Here is a 17733-nt window from a genome sequence, read left to right as displayed (position 1 = left end):
GTTGGCTGCCAAGAAAAAACCCGCACCCAAGCGCGGTGCCAGCCGCCAGACGGCGCCGGCCAAGCAGCCGATCCCCGGCTGGGTATGGCTGGCCGTCGGCCTGACCGTAGGCGCATTCATCGTGTTCCTGATGAAGCTCGAACCTGGTAGCGAAGACATCAAGCGCGCCAAGCCCGAGCAGCAAAAGCCTGAGAAAGTGGCCGAAGCGAGCAAGGCAGCGCAGCCCTCCCCGCAGCAGCCAGTGAAGCCGAAATACGACTTCTACACCCTGCTGCCGGAGTCCGAGGTGATCGTGCCACCAGAGGCCGTGCCGGAGAAAACACCACCTGTGCCGGCCCAGCCGGTAACCCCGGTGACGCCAGCAGAAGCGGCGAAAATCGACACCGCACGGGCCCAAGCGGCCTTGCTCGGCCAAACCCCGCCACCGGCACCACCGGTGATCAAGCCCGCAGCCACCACCCAGTACTTCCTGCAGGCCGGCTCGTTCCGCAAGCAGGCCGATGCCGACAAAGTGCGCGCGCAGATCATCCTGCTGGGCCAGTCGGTGAAGGTGGAGTCGGGTACGGTCAAGGACGAAACCTGGTACCGCGTGCTGGTGGGTCCGTTCAGCAACCGCGAGCAGCTGACCGGGGCGCAAAAGCAATTGTCCGGGGCAGGGTTCAGCAACCTGTTGCTGCAGCAGCGACAGACCCGCCAGTAACAAAAAAAGGCCTTGCCGCTTCTACGCGACAAGGCCTTTTTTGTGGGCGCTTCCGGCCTCTTCGCAGGCTCACCCGCGAAGCCTCTCAACGCAAAGCATTCCTCTCGGAGACCTGGCTGTTCAACGTCCAGAAGTCATACAGCACTCCCACCAGGAACAGCCCGCCGGTAAAGAAGTAGATGATCGCGGTGATCCACTTGCCCTGATACAGCCGGTGCAGGCCAAACACTCCGAGGAAGGTCAGCAGGATCCAGGCGATGTTGTAGTCGATACGCCCGGACTGGAACCTCAGATCGGCTTCACGGTCCATGGACGGGATCAAAAACAGGTCGATCAACCAGCCAATGCCTAGCAGCCCGAAGGTGAAGAACCAGATCGTCCCGGTAATCGGCTTGCCGTAGTAGAAGCGATGTGAGCCGGTGAAGCCGAAAATCCACAGCAGGTAGCCGATGGTCTTGCTGTGAGTGTCGTGATAGGGCACACCCTGTTGATAACTGTTCATTCATAGCCCTCGTGGGTTATCTGAAAAATTTTCTAAAAAAAAATGTGACTTTCTTGCCGCAGGCCGACGTACGGCAGCCGGGCAATCGACCAACGGATCAAAGATTGATCAAAAAGCTGTTATAAAGTTGCGCGCCCAACACATAACTATTCATAAGAGCTTCATCTATGCCGCCTTTACTCAAGACATGGCTGACCCTCTGTCTATTATTGCCCCTGGCCGCCCACGCCACCAATCGTGAGCAACGTCTTCCCAATGGTTTCACCGGCTACACCACCAATGCCTCGGTGAGACACGCGCCAACCAAGCAGGCCACCCTGCGCGCGCGCCCGAGCAACGCTGCCAGCAGCCGTGGTGCGCCTGTTGCTGCCATGTCGCCGAAGCAGAGCAGCGATGTGCTCAGCCGTGCGGTGAATGTGCTCGGCACCCCTTACGTTTGGGGTGGCAGCAGCCCGAAAAAAGGCTTCGACTGCAGTGGCCTGGTCAAATACGCCTTCAACGATGTTGCCGACGTCGACCTACCGCGTACCTCCAATGCCATGGCCCAAGGCCACGGCGTGAAGGTGGCCAAGGGTGACCTGAAGCCTGGTGACCTGATCTTCTTCAACATCAAGAGCCGCCGGGTGAACCATGTTGCCATCTACCTGGGCAACGACCGCTTCATCCATGCGCCACGGCGTGGCAAGCGGGTGAGCATCGACACCCTGAGCAAGCCTTACTGGCAGAAGCACTATGTCGTGGCCAAGCGGGTGCTGCCGAAAGAACAGCAGCAGCTGAGCCTGGCCAAGCGCTGACCCCGGCTCTGTCAGTACTGGCCTTATCGTCGGCAAGCCAGCGATAAGGCCGGAACAGGCACTATAAATCGCTGATCAATCGCTTTTCCTTCAGCTCCCACATTGCCCCCTCCATCGTCCGCATCCCTTCTGCAGCACCCGCCTGCATCACCGAACACAACTGCGCCATCCGCCCCTCACGCACCAGGTTACGCACCGCCGTCGTCGCCACCAGCACTTCCCGCGCTGCAACCCGCCCGCCACCTACGCGCCTGACCAGCACCTGCGCCACCACCAGGCGCAGCGACTCGGCCAGCATCGCGCGCACCAACGGCTTTTCCTCGGCAGCAAACACCTCCACCAACCGATCGATGCTGTTTACGGCCGAACGCGTATGCACCGTCGCCAGCACCAGGTGCCCAGTCTCTGCCGCGCGCAAGGCCAGACGAACGGTCTCCAGGTCGCGCAATTCGCCAATCATGATCACATCCGGGTCCTGTCGCAGGGCACTGCGCAGCCCCTGGGCAAAGCCGCCGCTGTGGCGGCCAATCTCACGCTGATTGACCAGGCTGCGTTGGCTGCTGTGGATAACTTCGACCGGGTCTTCCAGGGTAATGATGTGCAGCGCACGCTCCCGGTTCAGCTGGTCAAGCAGCGACGCCAGGGTGCTGGACTTGCCACTGCCGGTCGGCCCACCCACCAGGACCAAGCCATCATGGCATTGCGCAACAGCTTGATACACATCCCCCAGGTCCAGTTCATCCAGCGTGGCGATCCGCCCGGGGATCAGCCGAAAGGTTGCTCCAGGGCCATTCAGCTGGCGAAACAGGTTCAGCCGAAAACGGCCGAGCGTGGGCAATGCCAGCGCCAAGTCCAGTTCATCGCCCTCGGCCCATTGCCGCCTTTGCTGCTCTGTCATCAAGAGCGCCATACCCTCGGCCAGGTCTGCCGCCACCAGCGGCGGCAAGTACATGCGCTGCAATTCACCGTCCAGGCGCAGCATCGGTATCTGGCCCGCCGCCAGGTGCAGGTCCGAAGCCCCCGCCTCCACGGCTCGGGCCAACAGGTCAGTCACATCCATGAGACTCCCCAAAGGCCTTCAAGTAGGTAGAATGCCGCAAACCCTACAGCTGCCGGCATCCATCCATGTCCACCCTAGCAGACAACCTTTCCGCGATTTCCGCCCGTATCGCCAGTGCTGCCCAGGCAGCCGGGCGTGATCCGGCCAGCGTCCAGCTGCTGGCTGTGAGCAAGACCAAGCCCGCCAGCGCTATCCGCGAGGTCCACGCTGCCGGCGTGCGTGACTTCGGGGAAAACTACCTACAGGAAGCGCTGACAAAGCAGCAGGCGCTCAGCGACTTGCCCTTGATCTGGCACTTCATCGGCCCCATTCAGTCGAACAAGACCAAAGCCATTGCCGAGCATTTCGACTGGGTGCATTCCGTGGACCGCCTGAAAATCGCCCAACGCCTGTCCGAGCAGCGCCCTGCCGGGCTGGCGCCACTGAACATCTGCCTGCAGGTGAACGTCAGTGGCGAAGACAGCAAGTCCGGCTGCGCCCCCGCCGACCTGCCGGCCCTGGCCAAGGCCGTGGCCGCATTGCCCAACCTGCGCCTGCGCGGGCTGATGGCAATCCCCGAACCCACCGATGATCGCGCTGCCCAGGAGGCTGCCTTCGCCAGCCTGCGCGCGTTGCAGGAAGGGCTGGACCTTGGCCTGGACACCCTGTCCATGGGCATGAGCCACGACCTGGAAGCGGCGATTGCTCAGGGTGCGACCTGGGTGCGTATCGGTACCGCCCTGTTCGGGGCACGCGACTACGGCAACACCTGATTCCATGCTTCACTCACTCTTTTCCACAAGGACCTGACATGAGCAAGACTCGCATTGCCTTTATCGGCGCCGGCAACATGGCCGCCAGCCTGATCGGTGGTCTGCGTGCCCAGGGCCTGGACGCCTCGCAGATCCGCGCCAGCGACCCGGGCGCCGAGACCCGCAGCCGCATCCAGGCGGAGCACGGCATCGAAACCTTCGAGCACAACGCCCAGGCCATCGACGGCGCCGATGTCATCGTGCTGGCAGTCAAGCCGCAGGTCATGAAAGCCGTGTGCCAGGCCCTGCAACCCAACCTGCAGGATGGCCAGCTGATCGTTTCCATCGCCGCCGGCATCACCTGCGCCAGCCTGCAAAGCTGGGTGGGCGCTCGCCCGGTCGTGCGTTGCATGCCCAACACCCCGGCGCTGCTGCGTCAGGGCGTGAGCGGCCTGTACGCCACCGCCGAAGTGTCCGGCGAACAGCGCCAGCAGGCCGAGCAACTGCTGTCGGCCGTGGGCACTGCCCTGTGGCTGGAGCAGGAGCAGCAACTGGACGCTGTGACCGCCGTGTCCGGCAGTGGCCCGGCGTACTTCTTCCTGCTGATCGAGGCCATGACAGCGGCAGGCGAAAAACTCGGCCTGCCACGCGAAACCGCCTCGCAGCTGACCTTGCAGACGGCCTTGGGCGCGGCGCGCATGGCGGTTGCCAGCGATGTCGATGCCGCCGAACTGCGCCGCCGCGTCACCTCGCCCGCCGGCACCACGGAAGCGGCGATCAAGTCGTTCCAGGCCAGCGGCTTCGAAGCCATCGTCGAGCAGGCACTGCAGGCTGCGGCCACGCGCTCTGCCGAGCTGGCCGAACAACTGGGCAAATAAGGAGCTTTAGATGAATGCACTGTCCGGTGCCGCGATCTTCGTGGTGCAAACCTTGGTCAGCCTGTACCTGGTGATCGTACTGCTGCGCTTCGTGCTGCAGCTGGTCAAAGCCAACTTCTACAACCCGCTTTGCCAGTTCGCGGTGCGCGCCACCCAGCCGCTGCTCAAGCCGATCCGCCGGGTCATCCCCAGTGTGGGCGGGCTCGACACCTCGTCGCTGCTGCTGGCAATCGTTATCCAGGCCCTGCTGATGGGCTTCGTGCTGATGGTCACCTACGGCACGTTCGGCGACATCCTGCACCTGCTGATGTGGGCGATCATTGGTATCACCTCGCTGTTCCTGAAGATTTTCTGGGTGGCGATGATCGTGATGGTGATCGTTTCGTGGGTCGCGCCCAACAGCCATAACCCGGCCGCCGAGCTGGCCTACCAGATCAGCGAGCCAGTGCTGGCACCGTTCCGCCGTATCGTGCCTAACCTGGGCGGCATGGATATCTCGCCGATCTTCGCCTTCCTGGCGATCCAGGTGATCCAGTCGTTCGTCATGCCCCCGCTGGCCGCCTACGCCGGCATGCCACAGGAACTGTTCCGCATGATCTGACCCTGGTTACCCCCAGCGGCAAGCCTTTGCTTGCCGCTGGGGGTAGCGCTCTTTAGACTTACGCCTCCGTCAAGCGTGAGCAGGGTCGATGTCCACTGTCTTTCCCGAAGATTCCGTCGGTCTGGTAGTACCGCAAACCGCCCGGTTCGATGAACCGCTGGCCCTGGCCTGTGGCCGTTCCCTGGCCAGTTACGAGCTGGTCTACGAGACCTATGGCACCCTGAACGCCAGCGCGAGCAACGCCGTGCTGATCTGCCATGCCCTTTCCGGCCACCACCATGCCGCTGGCTACCATGCCGACACCGACCGCAAGCCGGGTTGGTGGGACAGCTGCATCGGCCCTGGCAAGCCCATCGACACCAACCGCTTCTTCGTGGTCAGCCTGAACAACCTCGGCGGCTGCAACGGCAGCACCGGCCCCAGCAGCATCAACCCGGCCACCGGCAAGCCTTATGGCGCCGATTTCCCGGTGCTGACTGTCGAAGACTGGGTACACAGCCAGGCACGCCTGGCAGACCGCCTGGGCATTGCGCAATGGGCGGCAATCGTCGGCGGCAGCCTGGGTGGCATGCAGGCACTGCAATGGACCATGACCTACCCCGAGCGTGTGCGCCATTGTGTCGACATCGCCTCGGCGCCCAAGCTGTCAGCACAGAACATTGCCTTCAACGAAGTGGCACGCCAGGCCATCCTTACCGACCCCGAATTCCACGGCGGCTCGTTCCAGGACCAGGGCGTGATCCCCAAGCGCGGTCTGATGCTGGCGCGCATGGTCGGCCACATCACCTACCTGTCGGACGACTCGATGGGTGAAAAATTCGGCCGTGAGCTCAAGAGCGACAAGCTCAACTACGACTTCCACAGTGTCGAGTTCCAGGTCGAAAGCTACCTGCGCTACCAGGGCGAAGAGTTTTCTGGCCGTTTCGACGCCAATACCTATCTGCTGATGACCAAGGCGCTGGACTATTTCGACCCGGCCGCCGCCCAGGGCGGTGACCTGGCTGCCACTCTGGCCCACGTCAAGGCGGACTACTGCATCATGTCGTTCACGACCGACTGGCGCTTCTCGCCGGCCCGTTCGCGCGAAATCGTCGACGCCCTGATGGCGGCCCGCAAGAACGTGTGTTACCTGGAGATCGACTCGCCTTACGGGCACGATGCCTTCCTGATCCCCACACCTCGCTACATGCAGGGTTTCTCGAACTACATGAACCGCATTGCCATCTGAGGACAGCATGAGAGCCGATCTGGAAATCATCCACGACTGGATCCCCGCCGGCAGCCGGGTACTTGACCTGGGCTGCGGCAGCGGCGAACTGCTGGCCTCGCTGCGTGACCGCAAGCAAGTCACCGGCTATGGCCTGGAGATCGACGCCGACAACATTGCCGCATGCGTGGCCAAGGGCGTCAACGTCATCGAGCAGGACCTGGACAAAGGCCTGGGCAACTTCGCCAGCAACAGTTTCGACGTAGTGATCATGACCCAGGCCCTGCAGGCCGTGGAATACCCCGACCGCATCCTCGACGAGATGCTGCGCGTGGGCCGCCAGTGCATCATTACCTTCCCGAACTTCGGCCACTGGCGCTGCCGCTGGTACCTGGCCACCAAGGGACGCATGCCGGTATCGGACTTCATGCCGTATACCTGGTACAACACGCCGAACATACACTTCTGCACCTTCGCCGACTTCGAAGAGCTGGTGCACGAGCGCAGGGCCAAGGTGCTCGACCGCCTGGCCGTCGACCATTTGCACCGTAACGGGTGGGGTGGCCGGCTTTGGCCTAATCTTCTAGGTGAGATCGGCATCTATCGCGTCAGCAGCCCGGGCCTGCAAGAGCACCAGCTCGCGGTCTGACGCCCACCGGAGGAATCGCCCCATGCGTCGCCTAGCCCTGTTCCTGATCAGCCTGTGCCTGGCCTTGCCGGTACTGGCTGCCGATGCCGCCCGGCCCGAGCGCAAGGAAGTGTTTGGCGACGTGACGGTGCACTACAGCGCGTTCACGTCGAGCATGCTCACGCCCGAGGTGGCCGCAGCCACCGGCCTGGTGCGCAGCAAGAACCAGGGCGTGCTCAACATTGCCGTACTCAAGGCCAACAAACCTGCCACAGCGGTAGTCAGCGGCACGGTCAAGGACCTGACCGGGCGTAGCAGCCCGCTGTCGTTCAAACAGATTACCGAACAGGGCGCGGTGTACTACATCGCCCAGTTCAAGATCGAACAGCCAGAAACCGTTACCTTCGACCTGAATATCGAAACCGGCGGTATCAGCAATTCCCTTAGCTTCAACCAGGAAGTGTTCCCAGGCGAATGATGAATTTCCAGCAACTCGTATTGGCCAGCCACAACGCCGGCAAACTCAAGGAACTGCAGGCCATGCTCGGCCAGTCCGTGCAACTGCGTTCGATTGGCGAATTCAGCCAGGTAGAGCCAGAAGAAACCGGCCTGTCGTTCGTTGAAAACGCCATTCTCAAGGCGCGTAACGCCGCACGTATCTCCGGCCTGCCGGCCTTGGCTGACGATTCCGGCCTGGCGGTGGACTTCCTCGGTGGTGCGCCGGGTATCTACTCGGCGCGCTACGCCGACGGCAAGGGTGACGCGGCCAACAATGCCAAGCTGCTCGAAGCCTTGAAGGACGTGCCCGAAGCCGAGCGCGGTGCGCAGTTCGTCTGCGTACTGGCGCTGGTGCGCCACGCCGACGACCCGCTGCCGATCCTGTGCGAAGGCCTATGGCACGGCAGCATCCTGTTCGAGGCCAGCGGCGAGCACGGCTTTGGCTATGACCCGCTGTTCTGGGTGCCGGAACGCAACTGCTCCAGCGCCGACCTGGCCCCTGTGGACAAAAACCAGCTCAGCCACCGCGCCCGTGCCATGGCCCTGCTGCGCCAACGTCTGGGCCTGGCATGATCGCAACGCTGTCCACCCCCGGCGCGGCGGGTTTCACCAGCCTGCCGCCGCTGGCGCTGTACATCCACATTCCGTGGTGCGTACGCAAGTGCCCTTACTGCGATTTCAATTCCCACGCTGCCGGGCCTGAACTGCCGGAAGACGCCTACGTCACAGCACTACTGGACGACCTCGATCAGGAGCTGGCCGCCGTACAGGGCCGCCCGATCAGTTCGATCTTCTTCGGTGGCGGTACGCCCAGCCTGTTCAGCGCCAACGCCCTGGGCCGGCTGCTGCGCGGCGTGGAACAACGCATCCCGTTCGCACCAGACATCGAAATCACCCTGGAAGCTAACCCGGGCACCTTCGAGCAGGACAAGTTCAAGGCCTACCGGCAAACTGGCATCAACCGCCTGTCCATCGGTGTGCAAAGTTTCCAGCCCGCCAAGTTGGAGGCGCTGGGGCGCATCCACAATGGCGATGAAGCGGTCCGTGCTGCCGGCATGGCGCGTGCGGCCGGCTTCGACAACTTCAACATGGACCTGATGCACGGCCTGCCCGACCAATCGCTGGATGATGCGCTGGGCGACCTGCGCCAGGCCATCGACCTGGGGCCGACGCACCTGTCGTGGTACCAGCTGACCGTGGAGCCAAACACGGTGTTCTGGAACCAGCCGCCTGAGTTGCCCGAGGACGACATCCTCTGGGATATTCAGGAAGCCGGCCAGGCACTGATGGCCGAGCACGGTTTCCGCCAGTACGAGGTATCGGCCTACGCCCAGGCGGGCCGCGCTGCCCGGCACAACCTGAACTACTGGCGCTTCGGCGACTTCATCGGCATCGGCGCCGGCGCCCACGGCAAGCTGACTTTCGCCGACGGGCGCATCCTGCGTACCTGGAAGACCCGCCTGCCCAAGGATTACCTGAACCTGGCCAAGCCATTCAAGGCCGGCGAGAAGCTGCTGCCGGTCGACGAGCTGCCATTCGAGTTCCTGATGAACGCCCTGCGCCTGACCGACGGAGTGGAAGCCGAGCTGTTCACCCTGCGCACCGGTTTGCCACTGGAGCAACTGCGCGAGGCACGCCGCGCCGCCGAACAAAAGGGCCTTTTGCAGGTCGAACCGGATCGACTGGTGGCCACGCCGAGGGGCCAATTGTTCCTCAATGACCTGCTGCAGTATTTCTTGACCTAAGGATGACCCATGGATCTGGTACTTGATCTGCTCGCGACGGTTTCCCGCTGGAGCCGCGGTAACCTGTCGGAGATTTCACTGGCCTTGGTAGGCTGCCTGCTGGTGCTGTTTGGTAGCGATGTCAAAGCCTGGGCCGAGCAGCGGCTAGGTGGCTTGGCAGGCGCCCTGCGCGTGCCGTTCATGGCGCTGATGGTGATGATCGGCAGCGGTGCGGCGCTGATCTATGCCACGCCGTGGGTGGTGAAGGGGTTGAGCCAGTTCAACAACTACGCGCTCGCGCCGGTGCTGTTGGTAGTGCTGGTGTTGATTGGTGTGGTGGCGGATCGCCGCGGGTAAGCATTGCTAAAAGCTGCCCCGGGATACCAGGGCAGCCCTACCTCCTGACTAGCCCTTAACGGGCATCATCGAAGTGGTCGCGCATGAAATCCCGAACGGTCTTGATCACTATCAAGATCCGGACAAGCTTCCAGACGCGGCTCAGCGCATCAAGCAAACGCTTCATATGCCTTGGCCTCCATGTTGGCGGGCCAATCTTCCAGCATCTAACCGGCACTTCGATGCCTTCGAAAACCACGTGAATGTTTTCGGTGAAGTGGCCAGGTTAATGGCCCTTCGAAGTCAGTTGCCGGCACGGTTCTCAGGCCATGTCGAAGGGGCCGGAAAGCAGAATTCTTCTCTTACCCGGCCCATCACCGAACACATCCACACAGGAGCAGAGCAATGATACTTGGGATCTTCGCACAAGACAGTTAACCGCGCCGACACACGTGATGCCGGATATTTCGGAGCATTGACGCACTGTATCACCCTGCTTATGATCCTCTTACCACGTGAATGTTTTCAGTGAAGTCCCAGAGCAAAGGATACTCAGTCCTGTCGCTCACAAAAAAAACCGCCTTTCTCAAGGCGGTTTTTTTGTCTGCATTTCTGCAAGCACCAACACATCGAAAGGCCAGATCAGCCGATCAATCCACCCTCTCGAACTTCAAGTCCCACACCCCATGTCCCAGCCGCTCGCCGCGGCGTTCGAACTTGGTGATCGGGCGCTCTTCCGGGCGTGGCACGTAGGTGCCGTCGGCCGCACGGTTGCGATAGCCAGGCGCAGCACTCATCACTTCCAGCATATACTCGGCATACGGCTCCCAGTCGGTCGCCATGTGGAACACGCCACCGGGCTTGAGCTTGCGACGTACCAGCTCGGCAAACTCCAGCTGCACGATGCGGCGCTTGTGGTGACGGGCCTTGTGCCACGGGTCGGGGAAGAACAGCATCAAGCGGTCGAGGCTGTTGTCCGCCACGCAGCGGTTCAGCACTTCGATGGCATCGCAGTCATACACCCGCAGGTTCTTCAGGCCCTGGGTCAGCACGCCGTTGAGCAGCGCGCCCACACCGGGGCGGTGCACTTCCACGCCGATAAAGTCCTGCTCAGGCGCGGCAGCAGCCATTTCCAGCAGGGAATGGCCCATGCCGAAGCCGATCTCCAGGGTGCGCGGCGCCGAGCGGCCAAACACCTGGTCGTAGTCCACCGGGCTGTCGGCCAGCGGCAGGATGTACAGTGGGCCGCCCTGGTCCAGGCCGCGTTGCTGGCCTTCGGTCATGCGCCCGGCGCGCATCACGAAGCTCTTGATGCGGCGGTGTGGGCGGGCGTCGCCGTCGGGGGTGATCGGCGTATCGTGCGATTCAGTCATCAGGAGCTCTTACTTGATCAGACCATCCAGCGGCGAAGAGGCGCTGGCATAGAGTTTCTTCGGCATGCGGCCGGCCAGGTAGGCCAGGCGACCGGCGACGATGGCGTGCTTCATGGCTTCGGCCATCAGCACTGGCTGCTGGGCGTGGGCAATGGCCGAGTTCATCAGCACGGCCTCGCAACCCATTTCCATGGCGATGGTGGCGTCGGAAGCCGTGCCTACTCCCGCATCGACCAGTACCGGCACCTTGGACTCCTCCAGGATGATCTGCAGGTTGTAGGGGTTGCAGATACCCAGGCCGGTACCAATCAGGCCAGCCAGGGGCATGACCGCGATGCAGCCGGCTTCGGCCAGTTGGCGGGCGATGATCGGATCATCGCTGGTGTACACCATCACGTCGAAACCGTCCTTGACCAGCACTTCGGCGGCCTTGAGGGTTTCGATCACGTTAGGGAACAGGGTTTTCTGGTCGGCCAGCACTTCCAGCTTCACTAATGTGCGGGATTCGTGCGATTTGCGCCCATCCAGCAGTTCGCGGGCCAGGCGGCAAGTACGCACCGCTTCCACCGCGTCAAAGCAGCCTGCCGTGTTCGGCAGGATGGTGTACTTGTCGGGCGACAGTACGTCGAGCAGGTTCGGCTCGCCCGCATTCTGACCAAGGTTGGTGCGGCGCACGGCGACGGTGACGATTTCAGCACCCGAGGCCTCGGTAGCCAGGCGGGTTTCTTCCATGTCACGGTACTTGCCGGTGCCCACCAGCAGGCGCGACTGGAAAGTACGCCCGGCCAGGGTGAAGGGCTTGTCGCTACGAACGTTGCTCATCGTTGTTCCTCGGGAAAAGGTTGCAGGGCTAGCTTGTGAACCGCCGGGCTGCTGTCAGCCGCCACCAATGGCGTGGACCACTTCGACCTGGTCGCCGTCGTTCAGCAGCGTGCTGTCGTGCTTGCTGCGCGGCACGATGTCCAGGTTCAGTTCCACTGCGACACGGCGCCCGGCAAGCTCCAGGCGCGTCAGCAGGGCTGCAACGCTTTCGCCAGCAGGCAGTTCGTAAGGTTCACCGTTCAGTTGAATGCGCATGCGCACGGCCACCATTGTTCTTTGGGGCCCGCATTCTAGCGCCGAACCGCCCTGCAACCCAAGGGCGGTGCGCGCCATTAGTCGCGATTGTGGACCACCCAGTCAGCCCAGCCTCCAGGCTGCCAAGCCCAGGCACAACCAGCCGGCCAGGAAGCATAGGCCGCCAATTGGGGTGATGATGCCCAGTTTGCCCAGGCCGCTGAGGGTCAGCAGGTAAAGGCTGCCGGAGAACAGCACGATCCCCAAGGCAAACAGGCCACCAGCCCAGCCCACCAGGCGCCCGGGCAGGTGCGCCGAGAGCACGGCAACGCCGAAGATCGCCAGGGCATGCACCAGCTGGTAGGTCACACCGGTATGGAAAATGGTCAGGTAGTCAGCCGTCAGACGGTTTTTCAGGCCGTGGGCGGCGAAGGCACCCAGGGCGACCCCAGTAAAGCCGAAAAAGGCGGCAAGCATCAGGAAGCTGCGAAGCATGGGACGACTCCTTGGATCGGGTCTGTATAATGGCCCCTTCCACCCGTACGGCCAAGCCATCGCCATGCTGCCAACCCTTCTTCGCCGCCTTTCCCGTGCCCTGCTCTGGTTCGCAGCCGGCAGCACCGTGCTGGTGCTGGTGTTCCGCTGGGTGCCACCGCCCGGTACTGCACTGATGGCCGAGCGCAAGGTGCAATCGTGGGTCAGTGGCGAGCCGATCGACCTGCAACGCGACTGGGAGCCGTGGGAGAACATCTCCGATGAGCTGAAGGTTGCCGTCATTGCGGGTGAGGACCAGAAGTTCGCCAACCATTGGGGGTTCGACATCCCGGCCATCCAGGCGGCACTGGCCTATAACGAGCGCGGCGGCAGCGTTCGCGGTGCCAGCACCCTGACCCAGCAAGTGGCCAAGAACCTGTTTTTGTGGTCCGGGCGCAGTTGGTTCCGCAAAGGGCTGGAGGCGTGGTTCACGGCCTTGATCGAGCTGTTCTGGTCGAAGGAGCGAATTCTCGAGGTCTACTTGAACAGCGCCGAATGGGGCAAGGGCGTGTTCGGCGCTCAGGCAGCGGCGCGCTATCACTTTGGCGTGGATGCCAGCCGGCTTAGCCGCCAGCAGGCGGCGCAACTGGCGGCCGTGCTGCCTAGCCCAATCAAGTGGAGTGCCAGCCGGCCAAGTGCCTATGTGGCCAGCCGGGCCGGGTGGATTCGCCGGCAGATGAGCCAGTTGGGTGGGCCTGGCTACCTGATGCAACTCGACACTTCGCGCAAACTTTGAGCCTTTTGGGGCTGCCGCGAAAGGGCCGCACAGCGGCCCCAAAACCTCACAGGCATAAAAAAGCCGCTGCCCCTCACGGCCAGCGGCTTTTCAATACAGCCAGGCTAGATCAGACCGCGATCAACGCCTTGACCTTGTTCATCGCATTCTTCTCCAGCTGGCGAATCCGCTCAGCCGACACGTTGTACTTGTCTGCCAGCTCATGCAGCGTAGCCTTCTCTTCCGCCAACCAGCGCTGGTAGAGAATATCGCGGCTACGCTCGTCCAGCCCTTGCAGTGCTTCGTGCAGGTTACTGGTCGAGTTGTCGCTCCAGTCAGCATCCTCAAGTTGCACCGCCGGGTCGTACCGGTGGTCTTCCAGGTAATGTGCAGGCGACTGGAAGGCGCTGTCGTCGTCAGCTTCCGCTGCCGGGTCGAACGCCATGTCCTGGCCACTCAAGCGGCTTTCCATCTCACGCACTTCACGCGGCTCTACACCAAGGCTTTCTGCCACGCGATGCACTTCGTCGTTGTTCAGCCAGGCCAGACGCTTTTTCTGGCTGCGCAGGTTGAAGAACAGTTTGCGCTGGGCCTTGGTGGTCGCCACCTTGACGATACGCCAGTTGCGCAGGATGAATTCGTGGATTTCTGCCTTGATCCAGTGCACGGCGAACGACACCAGACGCACACCCATTTCCGGGTTGAAGCGCTTGACGGCTTTCATCAGGCCGACGTTGCCTTCCTGGATAAGGTCAGCCTGGGCCAGCCCGTAACCCGCATAGCTACGGGCAATGTGTACGACGAAACGCAGGTGGGCCATCACCATTTGACGAGCGGCCTCGACATCCTGCTCATAATAGAGACGCTCGCCCAGATCACGCTCCTGCTCGACCGTCAGCAGCGGGATGCTGTTGACCGTGTGCACATAGGCTTCCAGGTTTGCACCGGGTACCAAGGCATAGGCAGGTTGCAACGATGTGGTCATTCAAGAACCTCCGACTTACAAAACTCGCGCCTTGTGGGCGCTGCCAACATTGACCTGGAACGACGGTACAAGTTCCACAGTGAAGAAAATGTCAATGCTGGCACGTAAAAACTATCGCGGCGCCAGCTCGTTCAGGTGACGAGCGACTGCGATCCATGCACCGATATACCCCAACAACACTGCTCCGATCAAGAGGGACAGACCATCGGACGCCGGCACACCCCCCAGGGCGAAATCACTGCCATACAGCCCGGAAAGCCCTACAACCGCCTCGTTCAGCCAGTTCAGGCCAAACGCCAGGATGCCCCACGCCAACAGGCCCGCACCCAGGCCATAGAGGGCCCCCATGTACAGGAAAGGCCGGCGTACGTAGGCGTCGGTGCCGCCGACCAGCTTGATCACTTCGATCTCGATCCGGCGGTTTTCAATGTGTAGACGAATTGTGTTACCGATTACTAACAGCAGGGCAGAAATCAGCATCACGGCCAAGCCGAAGACGAAACGGTCACCCAGCTTGAGGATGGCCGCCAGGCGCTCGACCCACACCAGGTCCAGTTGCGCCACTTCAACCCGTGGCAGCTCCGACAGACGCTGACGCAACGCTTCCAGGGCCGGTTTGTCGACCTCGGTCGGGGTCACAACCACCACGCCAGGCAACGGGTTGTCGGGCAGTTCACGCAGGGCCTCGCCCAGGCCGGACTGCTGCTGGAATTCCTCCAGCGCCTGCTCGCGGCTGACATATTGCGCGTCTGCCACGCCGGGCATGCCCTTGATCTCATCCCGCAACGCCTCACCATCACGGCTGCCGGCATCCAGCTTGAGGAACAGCGAAATCTGCGCGGCGCGCTGCCACGAGCCGCCAAGCTGCTCGATGTTCTTCAGCAGCAACGACAAGCCCATGGGCATGCTCAGCGCCACCGCCATCACCAGGCAGGTGAAAAAGCTGCCGATCGGCTGCTTGCCCAAGCGGCGCAGGCTGTCGGCCATGCTGGCACGGTGGCTTTCCAGCCAGGCATGCAGCAGCGTGCGAAAATCCGGGCCATCATCGTCTTCGCCGCGCTTTTTCTTCACCGGTTGCGGGTCAGCGGGCTTTGGTGCAACCCGCTCGGAAACCTTCGGCGTACGTGTAGTGCTCATTGCCCGGCCTCCCCATCGCCGATCAAGCGGCCGCGTTGCAAGGTCAGCATGCGGTGGCGCATGCGCGCAATCAGTGCCAGGTCGTGGCTGGCGATCAATACCGTGGTACCCAGGCGGTTGATGTCCTCGAAGACACCCATGATCTCTGCGGCCAGGCGCGGGTCGAGGTTACCGGTGGGTTCGTCGGCCAGCAGCAGGGCCGGCTGGTGGACGATGGCGCGGGCAATGCCTACCCGCTGCTGCTGCCCGGTGGACAGGTCGGCCGGGAACAGCTCGCCCTTGTCGGACAGTGATACACGCTCCAGGGCCGAATCCACGCGCTTGGCGATCTCCGCCTTGGACAGGCCGAGAATCTGCAGGGGCAAGGCGATGTTGTTGAACACCGTGCGGTCGAACAACAGCTGGTGGTTCTGAAACACCACGCCGATCTGCCGGCGCAGGAACGGGATTTGCGCATTGCTGATCTGGCCCAGGTCCTGCCCGGCCAGCATGAGCTTGCCGCTGGTCGGGCGCTCCATGGCCAGCAACAGGCGCAGCAAGGTGCTCTTGCCGGCGCCCGAGTGCCCCGTGACGAACAGGAACTCGCCCCGGCGCGCCCGGAAACTCAGCTCATGCAAACCCACATGACCATTGGGGTAGCGCTTGGCAACCTGTTCGAATCGGATCATGGTCAGTCTCGCTCGGCGAACAGAGCCTTGACGAACGGCTCGGCTTCAAAGGTACGCAGGTCGTCGATGCCTTCACCCACACCGATGAAGCGGATCGGAATGTTGAACTGCTTGGCCAGGGCGAAGATCACCCCGCCCTTGGCAGTGCCATCCAGCTTGGTCAGGGCCAGGCCGGTCAGCTCGACGCTTTGGTTGAAGTACTTGGCCTGGCTGATGGCGTTCTGGCCAGTACCGGCGTCGAGCACCAGCAGCACCTCGTGCGGCGCATCGGCGTCGAGCTTGCCGATAACCCGGCGGACCTTCTTCAGTTCTTCCATCAAGTTGTCTTTGGTGTGCAGGCGGCCGGCGGTGTCAGCGATCAGCACATCGGCGCCACGCGCCTTGGCGGCTTGAACTGCGTCGAAGATCACCGACGCGGAATCGGCGCCAGTATGCTGGGCGATTACCGGAATCTGGTTACGCTCGCCCCACACTTGCAACTGCTCGACCGCTGCGGCACGGAAGGTATCGCCAGCGGCCAGCATCACCTTCTTGCCTTCCAGCTGCAGCTTCTTGGCCAGCTTGCCGATGGTGGTGGTCTTGCCGGCGCCGTTCACGCCAACCACGAGGATGACGTAAGGCTTGTTTTGCGCCTGCACTTTCAACGGCTGCTCGACCGGGCGCAGCAGTGCGGCCAGCTCTTCCTGCAGCGACTTGTACAGGGCATCGGCGTCGGCCAGCTGCTTGCGCGCGACCTTCTGGGTCAGGTTCTGGACGATAGCCGAGGTTGCTTCCACGCCGACGTCAGCGGTCAGCAAACGGGTCTCGATCTCGTCGAGCAGGTCGTCGTCGATGACTTTCTTGCCCAGGAACAGGCTGGCCATGCCCTCGCCGATGCTGGCGCTGGTCTTCGACAGGCCCTGCTTCAGGCGGGCGAAGAAGCCGGGTTTGGCTTGCTCGACAACGGCTGGGGCAGCGACAGGGGCCGGTTCTGGCTCGACAGGTGCTGCTACCAGACGCTCGGGGATCGCTGGCGGGGCCTTTGGCTCCAGGTCGGGAACCAGAGCAACAGGCTCTTCGGCAACGGGCAGGACCAGGTTGCTGACAGGGGGCCCGACGGCTTGAATGACCGGCGCTGCTACGGGTGCAGGGGTTTCGACCTGCGGGGCGGCAGGCTCTGCAGTCGCGGGCACACCCGCTCCCACAGGGGCCGGGGTTGGCTCAGGGGCCTGGGCCACCACAGGGGCAGGTGCCGGCTCGAATACCGGAGTCGCCACTGGCGCCGTTGCAGGCTCAGAGGCCAAGGCTGGCTCGGCAACCCGAGGGGCCTCCGCTACAGCTGCGGGGGTTGCTGCAACCACCGGCTCGACCGGAGCAGCTTCAGGGCGCTCGACGGCGGGCTGCGGCGCTACGGGTTCTGCAGCCTGGGGTTCGGGGGCTTGTGGCTGTTCGGCGACAGGTTGCTGCGGCTTCTTTCGAAACCAGCTGAACAGGCCTTTCTTTTCGCCAGCCTCGGCCGGCGCTTTTTTGTCGTCGTTGGAACCAAACATGGAGGACGGCTATCTCAGGGTAGCGATGAGCCAGCAATGGCACATCGGGAATTCTCTCTACGCAGAACAGACTATCT

Annotated in this window: 22 protein-coding genes; 12 read left to right on the top strand and 10 right to left on the bottom strand. The window is 62.6% G+C overall.

The annotated features are described in order from the left end of the window. Position 1: 1 nt before the first annotated feature. Positions 2–700, top strand: coding sequence for an SPOR domain-containing protein (locus PM2_RS09050; protein WP_016712504.1), 699 nt, complete (start codon positions 2–4; stop codon positions 698–700). A gap of 85 nt (positions 701–785) precedes the next feature. Here the strand turns inward: PM2_RS09050 and PM2_RS09045 are convergent, their stop codons facing one another. Further along, a complete protein-coding gene (locus tag PM2_RS09045; protein WP_016712505.1) occupies positions 786–1202 on the bottom strand; it encodes an NINE protein in 417 nt (138 codons plus the stop codon). A 167-nt stretch (positions 1203–1369) separates the two neighbouring features. Here PM2_RS09045 and PM2_RS09040 point away from each other — a divergent pair, with 167 nt between their 5' ends. Next, a complete protein-coding gene (locus tag PM2_RS09040) occupies positions 1370–1996 on the top strand; it encodes a C40 family peptidase (RefSeq protein WP_016712506.1) in 627 nt (208 codons plus the stop codon). Positions 1997–2057: 61 nt separating this feature from the next. Here PM2_RS09040 and PM2_RS09035 read toward each other — a convergent pair whose 3' ends face one another. Continuing rightward, complete coding sequence (locus PM2_RS09035) at positions 2058–3056, bottom strand: type IV pilus twitching motility protein PilT (RefSeq protein WP_028698441.1); 999 nt, start codon at positions 3054–3056, stop codon at positions 2058–2060. 65 nt (positions 3057–3121) lie between these two features. On the opposite strand from PM2_RS09035, the gene PM2_RS09030 reads away from it, so the two are divergent. From PM2_RS09030 to PM2_RS08990, 9 genes are all read left to right on the top strand, one after another. Continuing rightward, positions 3122–3808 (top strand): YggS family pyridoxal phosphate-dependent enzyme, encoded by a 687-nt coding sequence (locus tag PM2_RS09030; RefSeq protein ID WP_016712508.1) that lies wholly within the window; start codon positions 3122–3124, stop codon positions 3806–3808. 38 nt (positions 3809–3846) lie between these two features. Continuing rightward, positions 3847–4665, top strand: a complete 819-nt coding sequence (gene proC / locus PM2_RS09025) for a pyrroline-5-carboxylate reductase (protein ID WP_025752259.1) — start codon at positions 3847–3849, stop codon at positions 4663–4665. 10 nt (positions 4666–4675) lie between these two features. Continuing rightward, on the top strand, positions 4676–5266 hold the full coding sequence (locus PM2_RS09020) for a YggT family protein (protein ID WP_016712510.1): 591 nt from the start codon (positions 4676–4678) through the stop codon (positions 5264–5266). A gap of 88 nt (positions 5267–5354) precedes the next feature. After that, positions 5355–6494, top strand: coding sequence for a homoserine O-succinyltransferase MetX (gene metX / locus PM2_RS09015; protein ID WP_028698440.1), 1140 nt, complete (start codon positions 5355–5357; stop codon positions 6492–6494). A 7-nt stretch (positions 6495–6501) separates the two neighbouring features. Beyond that, on the top strand, positions 6502–7122 hold the full coding sequence (metW, locus tag PM2_RS09010) for a methionine biosynthesis protein MetW (protein ID WP_003249106.1): 621 nt from the start codon (positions 6502–6504) through the stop codon (positions 7120–7122). Between the two features lie 22 nt (positions 7123–7144). Then, the gene (locus tag PM2_RS09005; protein WP_028698439.1) at positions 7145–7579 is read left to right on the top strand and encodes a DUF4426 domain-containing protein; all 435 of its coding nucleotides are present in this window, start codon (positions 7145–7147) and stop codon (positions 7577–7579) included. Continuing rightward, a complete protein-coding gene (gene rdgB / locus PM2_RS09000) occupies positions 7576–8172 on the top strand; it encodes an RdgB/HAM1 family non-canonical purine NTP pyrophosphatase (RefSeq protein ID WP_019097207.1) in 597 nt (198 codons plus the stop codon). Before PM2_RS09005 ends, rdgB begins: the two co-directional genes overlap by 4 nt. After that, positions 8169–9344 (top strand): radical SAM family heme chaperone HemW, encoded by a 1176-nt coding sequence (gene hemW / locus PM2_RS08995; RefSeq protein ID WP_028698438.1) that lies wholly within the window; start codon positions 8169–8171, stop codon positions 9342–9344. The genes rdgB and hemW overlap by 4 nt, the downstream gene beginning before the upstream one ends. A 9-nt stretch (positions 9345–9353) precedes the next feature. Then, the gene (locus PM2_RS08990; RefSeq protein WP_016712515.1) at positions 9354–9680 is read left to right on the top strand and encodes a DUF3392 domain-containing protein; all 327 of its coding nucleotides are present in this window, start codon (positions 9354–9356) and stop codon (positions 9678–9680) included. Between the two features lie 629 nt (positions 9681–10309). Here PM2_RS08990 and trmB read toward each other — a convergent pair. From trmB to PM2_RS08970, 4 genes are all read right to left on the bottom strand, one after another. Further along, on the bottom strand, positions 10310–11032 hold the full coding sequence (gene trmB, locus PM2_RS08985; RefSeq protein WP_016712517.1) for a tRNA (guanosine(46)-N7)-methyltransferase TrmB: 723 nt from the start codon (positions 11030–11032) through the stop codon (positions 10310–10312). A 9-nt stretch (positions 11033–11041) separates the two neighbouring features. Then, entirely contained in the window at positions 11042–11854 is an 813-nt protein-coding gene (locus PM2_RS08980; protein ID WP_028698437.1) for a thiazole synthase, read from the bottom strand. Between the two features lie 54 nt (positions 11855–11908). Further along, on the bottom strand, positions 11909–12109 hold the full coding sequence (gene thiS / locus PM2_RS08975) for a sulfur carrier protein ThiS (protein ID WP_033739807.1): 201 nt from the start codon (positions 12107–12109) through the stop codon (positions 11909–11911). A gap of 102 nt (positions 12110–12211) precedes the next feature. Further along, the gene (locus tag PM2_RS08970) at positions 12212–12583 is read right to left on the bottom strand and encodes a DUF423 domain-containing protein (RefSeq protein WP_016712519.1); all 372 of its coding nucleotides are present in this window, start codon (positions 12581–12583) and stop codon (positions 12212–12214) included. A gap of 64 nt (positions 12584–12647) precedes the next feature. Here PM2_RS08970 and mtgA point away from each other — a divergent pair, with 64 nt between their 5' ends. Continuing rightward, positions 12648–13358 carry a monofunctional biosynthetic peptidoglycan transglycosylase gene (gene mtgA, locus PM2_RS08965; protein ID WP_016712520.1) on the top strand — a complete coding sequence of 237 codons (711 nt, stop codon included), beginning with the start codon at positions 12648–12650 and terminating at the stop codon, positions 13356–13358. Between the two features lie 109 nt (positions 13359–13467). On the opposite strand, the gene rpoH is transcribed toward mtgA, so the two are convergent. The 4 genes from rpoH to ftsY all read right to left on the bottom strand — a co-directional run bounded on the left by rpoH (position 13468) and on the right by ftsY (position 17656). Next, positions 13468–14322 (bottom strand): RNA polymerase sigma factor RpoH, encoded by an 855-nt coding sequence (gene rpoH, locus PM2_RS08960; protein ID WP_016712521.1) that lies wholly within the window; start codon positions 14320–14322, stop codon positions 13468–13470. 111 nt (positions 14323–14433) lie between these two features. After that, the gene (ftsX, locus tag PM2_RS08955) at positions 14434–15459 is read right to left on the bottom strand and encodes a permease-like cell division protein FtsX (RefSeq protein ID WP_028698435.1); all 1026 of its coding nucleotides are present in this window, start codon (positions 15457–15459) and stop codon (positions 14434–14436) included. Beyond that, a complete protein-coding gene (ftsE, locus tag PM2_RS08950; protein WP_012274659.1) occupies positions 15456–16127 on the bottom strand; it encodes a cell division ATP-binding protein FtsE in 672 nt (223 codons plus the stop codon). Before ftsE ends, ftsX begins: the two co-directional genes overlap by 4 nt. A 2-nt stretch (positions 16128–16129) precedes the next feature. Then, positions 16130–17656, bottom strand: coding sequence for a signal recognition particle-docking protein FtsY (gene ftsY / locus PM2_RS08945; RefSeq protein WP_028698434.1), 1527 nt, complete (start codon positions 17654–17656; stop codon positions 16130–16132). Positions 17657–17733: the final 77 nt, after the last annotated feature.

Source organism: Pseudomonas monteilii NBRC 103158 = DSM 14164 (genome assembly GCF_000730605.1).
Classification (GTDB): domain Bacteria; phylum Pseudomonadota; class Gammaproteobacteria; order Pseudomonadales; family Pseudomonadaceae; genus Aquipseudomonas; species Aquipseudomonas monteilii.
This window is presented reverse-complemented; position numbering and strand designations above follow the sequence as displayed.

What these genes read in the sequence shown, in the direction of transcription:
- PM2_RS09045 (WP_016712505.1), bottom strand. Translation starts at nt 1,202, where the DNA reads ATGAACAGTTATCAACAGGGTGTGCCCTATCACGACACTCACAGCAAG.
- PM2_RS09040 (WP_016712506.1), top strand. Translation starts at nt 1,370, where the DNA reads ATGCCGCCTTTACTCAAGACATGGCTGACCCTCTGTCTATTATTGCCC.
- PM2_RS09035 (WP_028698441.1), bottom strand. Translation starts at nt 3,056, where the DNA reads ATGGATGTGACTGACCTGTTGGCCCGAGCCGTGGAGGCGGGGGCTTCG.
- PM2_RS09030 (WP_016712508.1), top strand. Translation starts at nt 3,122, where the DNA reads ATGTCCACCCTAGCAGACAACCTTTCCGCGATTTCCGCCCGTATCGCC.
- proC (WP_025752259.1), top strand. Translation starts at nt 3,847, where the DNA reads ATGAGCAAGACTCGCATTGCCTTTATCGGCGCCGGCAACATGGCCGCC.
- PM2_RS09020 (WP_016712510.1), top strand. Translation starts at nt 4,676, where the DNA reads ATGAATGCACTGTCCGGTGCCGCGATCTTCGTGGTGCAAACCTTGGTC.
- metX (WP_028698440.1), top strand. Translation starts at nt 5,355, where the DNA reads ATGTCCACTGTCTTTCCCGAAGATTCCGTCGGTCTGGTAGTACCGCAA.
- metW (WP_003249106.1), top strand. Translation starts at nt 6,502, where the DNA reads ATGAGAGCCGATCTGGAAATCATCCACGACTGGATCCCCGCCGGCAGC.
- PM2_RS09005 (WP_028698439.1), top strand. Translation starts at nt 7,145, where the DNA reads ATGCGTCGCCTAGCCCTGTTCCTGATCAGCCTGTGCCTGGCCTTGCCG.
- rdgB (WP_019097207.1), top strand. Translation starts at nt 7,576, where the DNA reads ATGATGAATTTCCAGCAACTCGTATTGGCCAGCCACAACGCCGGCAAA.
- hemW (WP_028698438.1), top strand. Translation starts at nt 8,169, where the DNA reads ATGATCGCAACGCTGTCCACCCCCGGCGCGGCGGGTTTCACCAGCCTG.
- PM2_RS08990 (WP_016712515.1), top strand. Translation starts at nt 9,354, where the DNA reads ATGGATCTGGTACTTGATCTGCTCGCGACGGTTTCCCGCTGGAGCCGC.
- trmB (WP_016712517.1), bottom strand. Translation starts at nt 11,032, where the DNA reads ATGACTGAATCGCACGATACGCCGATCACCCCCGACGGCGACGCCCGC.
- PM2_RS08980 (WP_028698437.1), bottom strand. Translation starts at nt 11,854, where the DNA reads ATGAGCAACGTTCGTAGCGACAAGCCCTTCACCCTGGCCGGGCGTACT.
- thiS (WP_033739807.1), bottom strand. Translation starts at nt 12,109, where the DNA reads ATGCGCATTCAACTGAACGGTGAACCTTACGAACTGCCTGCTGGCGAA.
- PM2_RS08970 (WP_016712519.1), bottom strand. Translation starts at nt 12,583, where the DNA reads ATGCTTCGCAGCTTCCTGATGCTTGCCGCCTTTTTCGGCTTTACTGGG.
- mtgA (WP_016712520.1), top strand. Translation starts at nt 12,648, where the DNA reads ATGCTGCCAACCCTTCTTCGCCGCCTTTCCCGTGCCCTGCTCTGGTTC.
- rpoH (WP_016712521.1), bottom strand. Translation starts at nt 14,322, where the DNA reads ATGACCACATCGTTGCAACCTGCCTATGCCTTGGTACCCGGTGCAAAC.
- ftsX (WP_028698435.1), bottom strand. Translation starts at nt 15,459, where the DNA reads ATGAGCACTACACGTACGCCGAAGGTTTCCGAGCGGGTTGCACCAAAG.
- ftsE (WP_012274659.1), bottom strand. Translation starts at nt 16,127, where the DNA reads ATGATCCGATTCGAACAGGTTGCCAAGCGCTACCCCAATGGTCATGTG.
- ftsY (WP_028698434.1), bottom strand. Translation starts at nt 17,656, where the DNA reads ATGTTTGGTTCCAACGACGACAAAAAAGCGCCGGCCGAGGCTGGCGAA.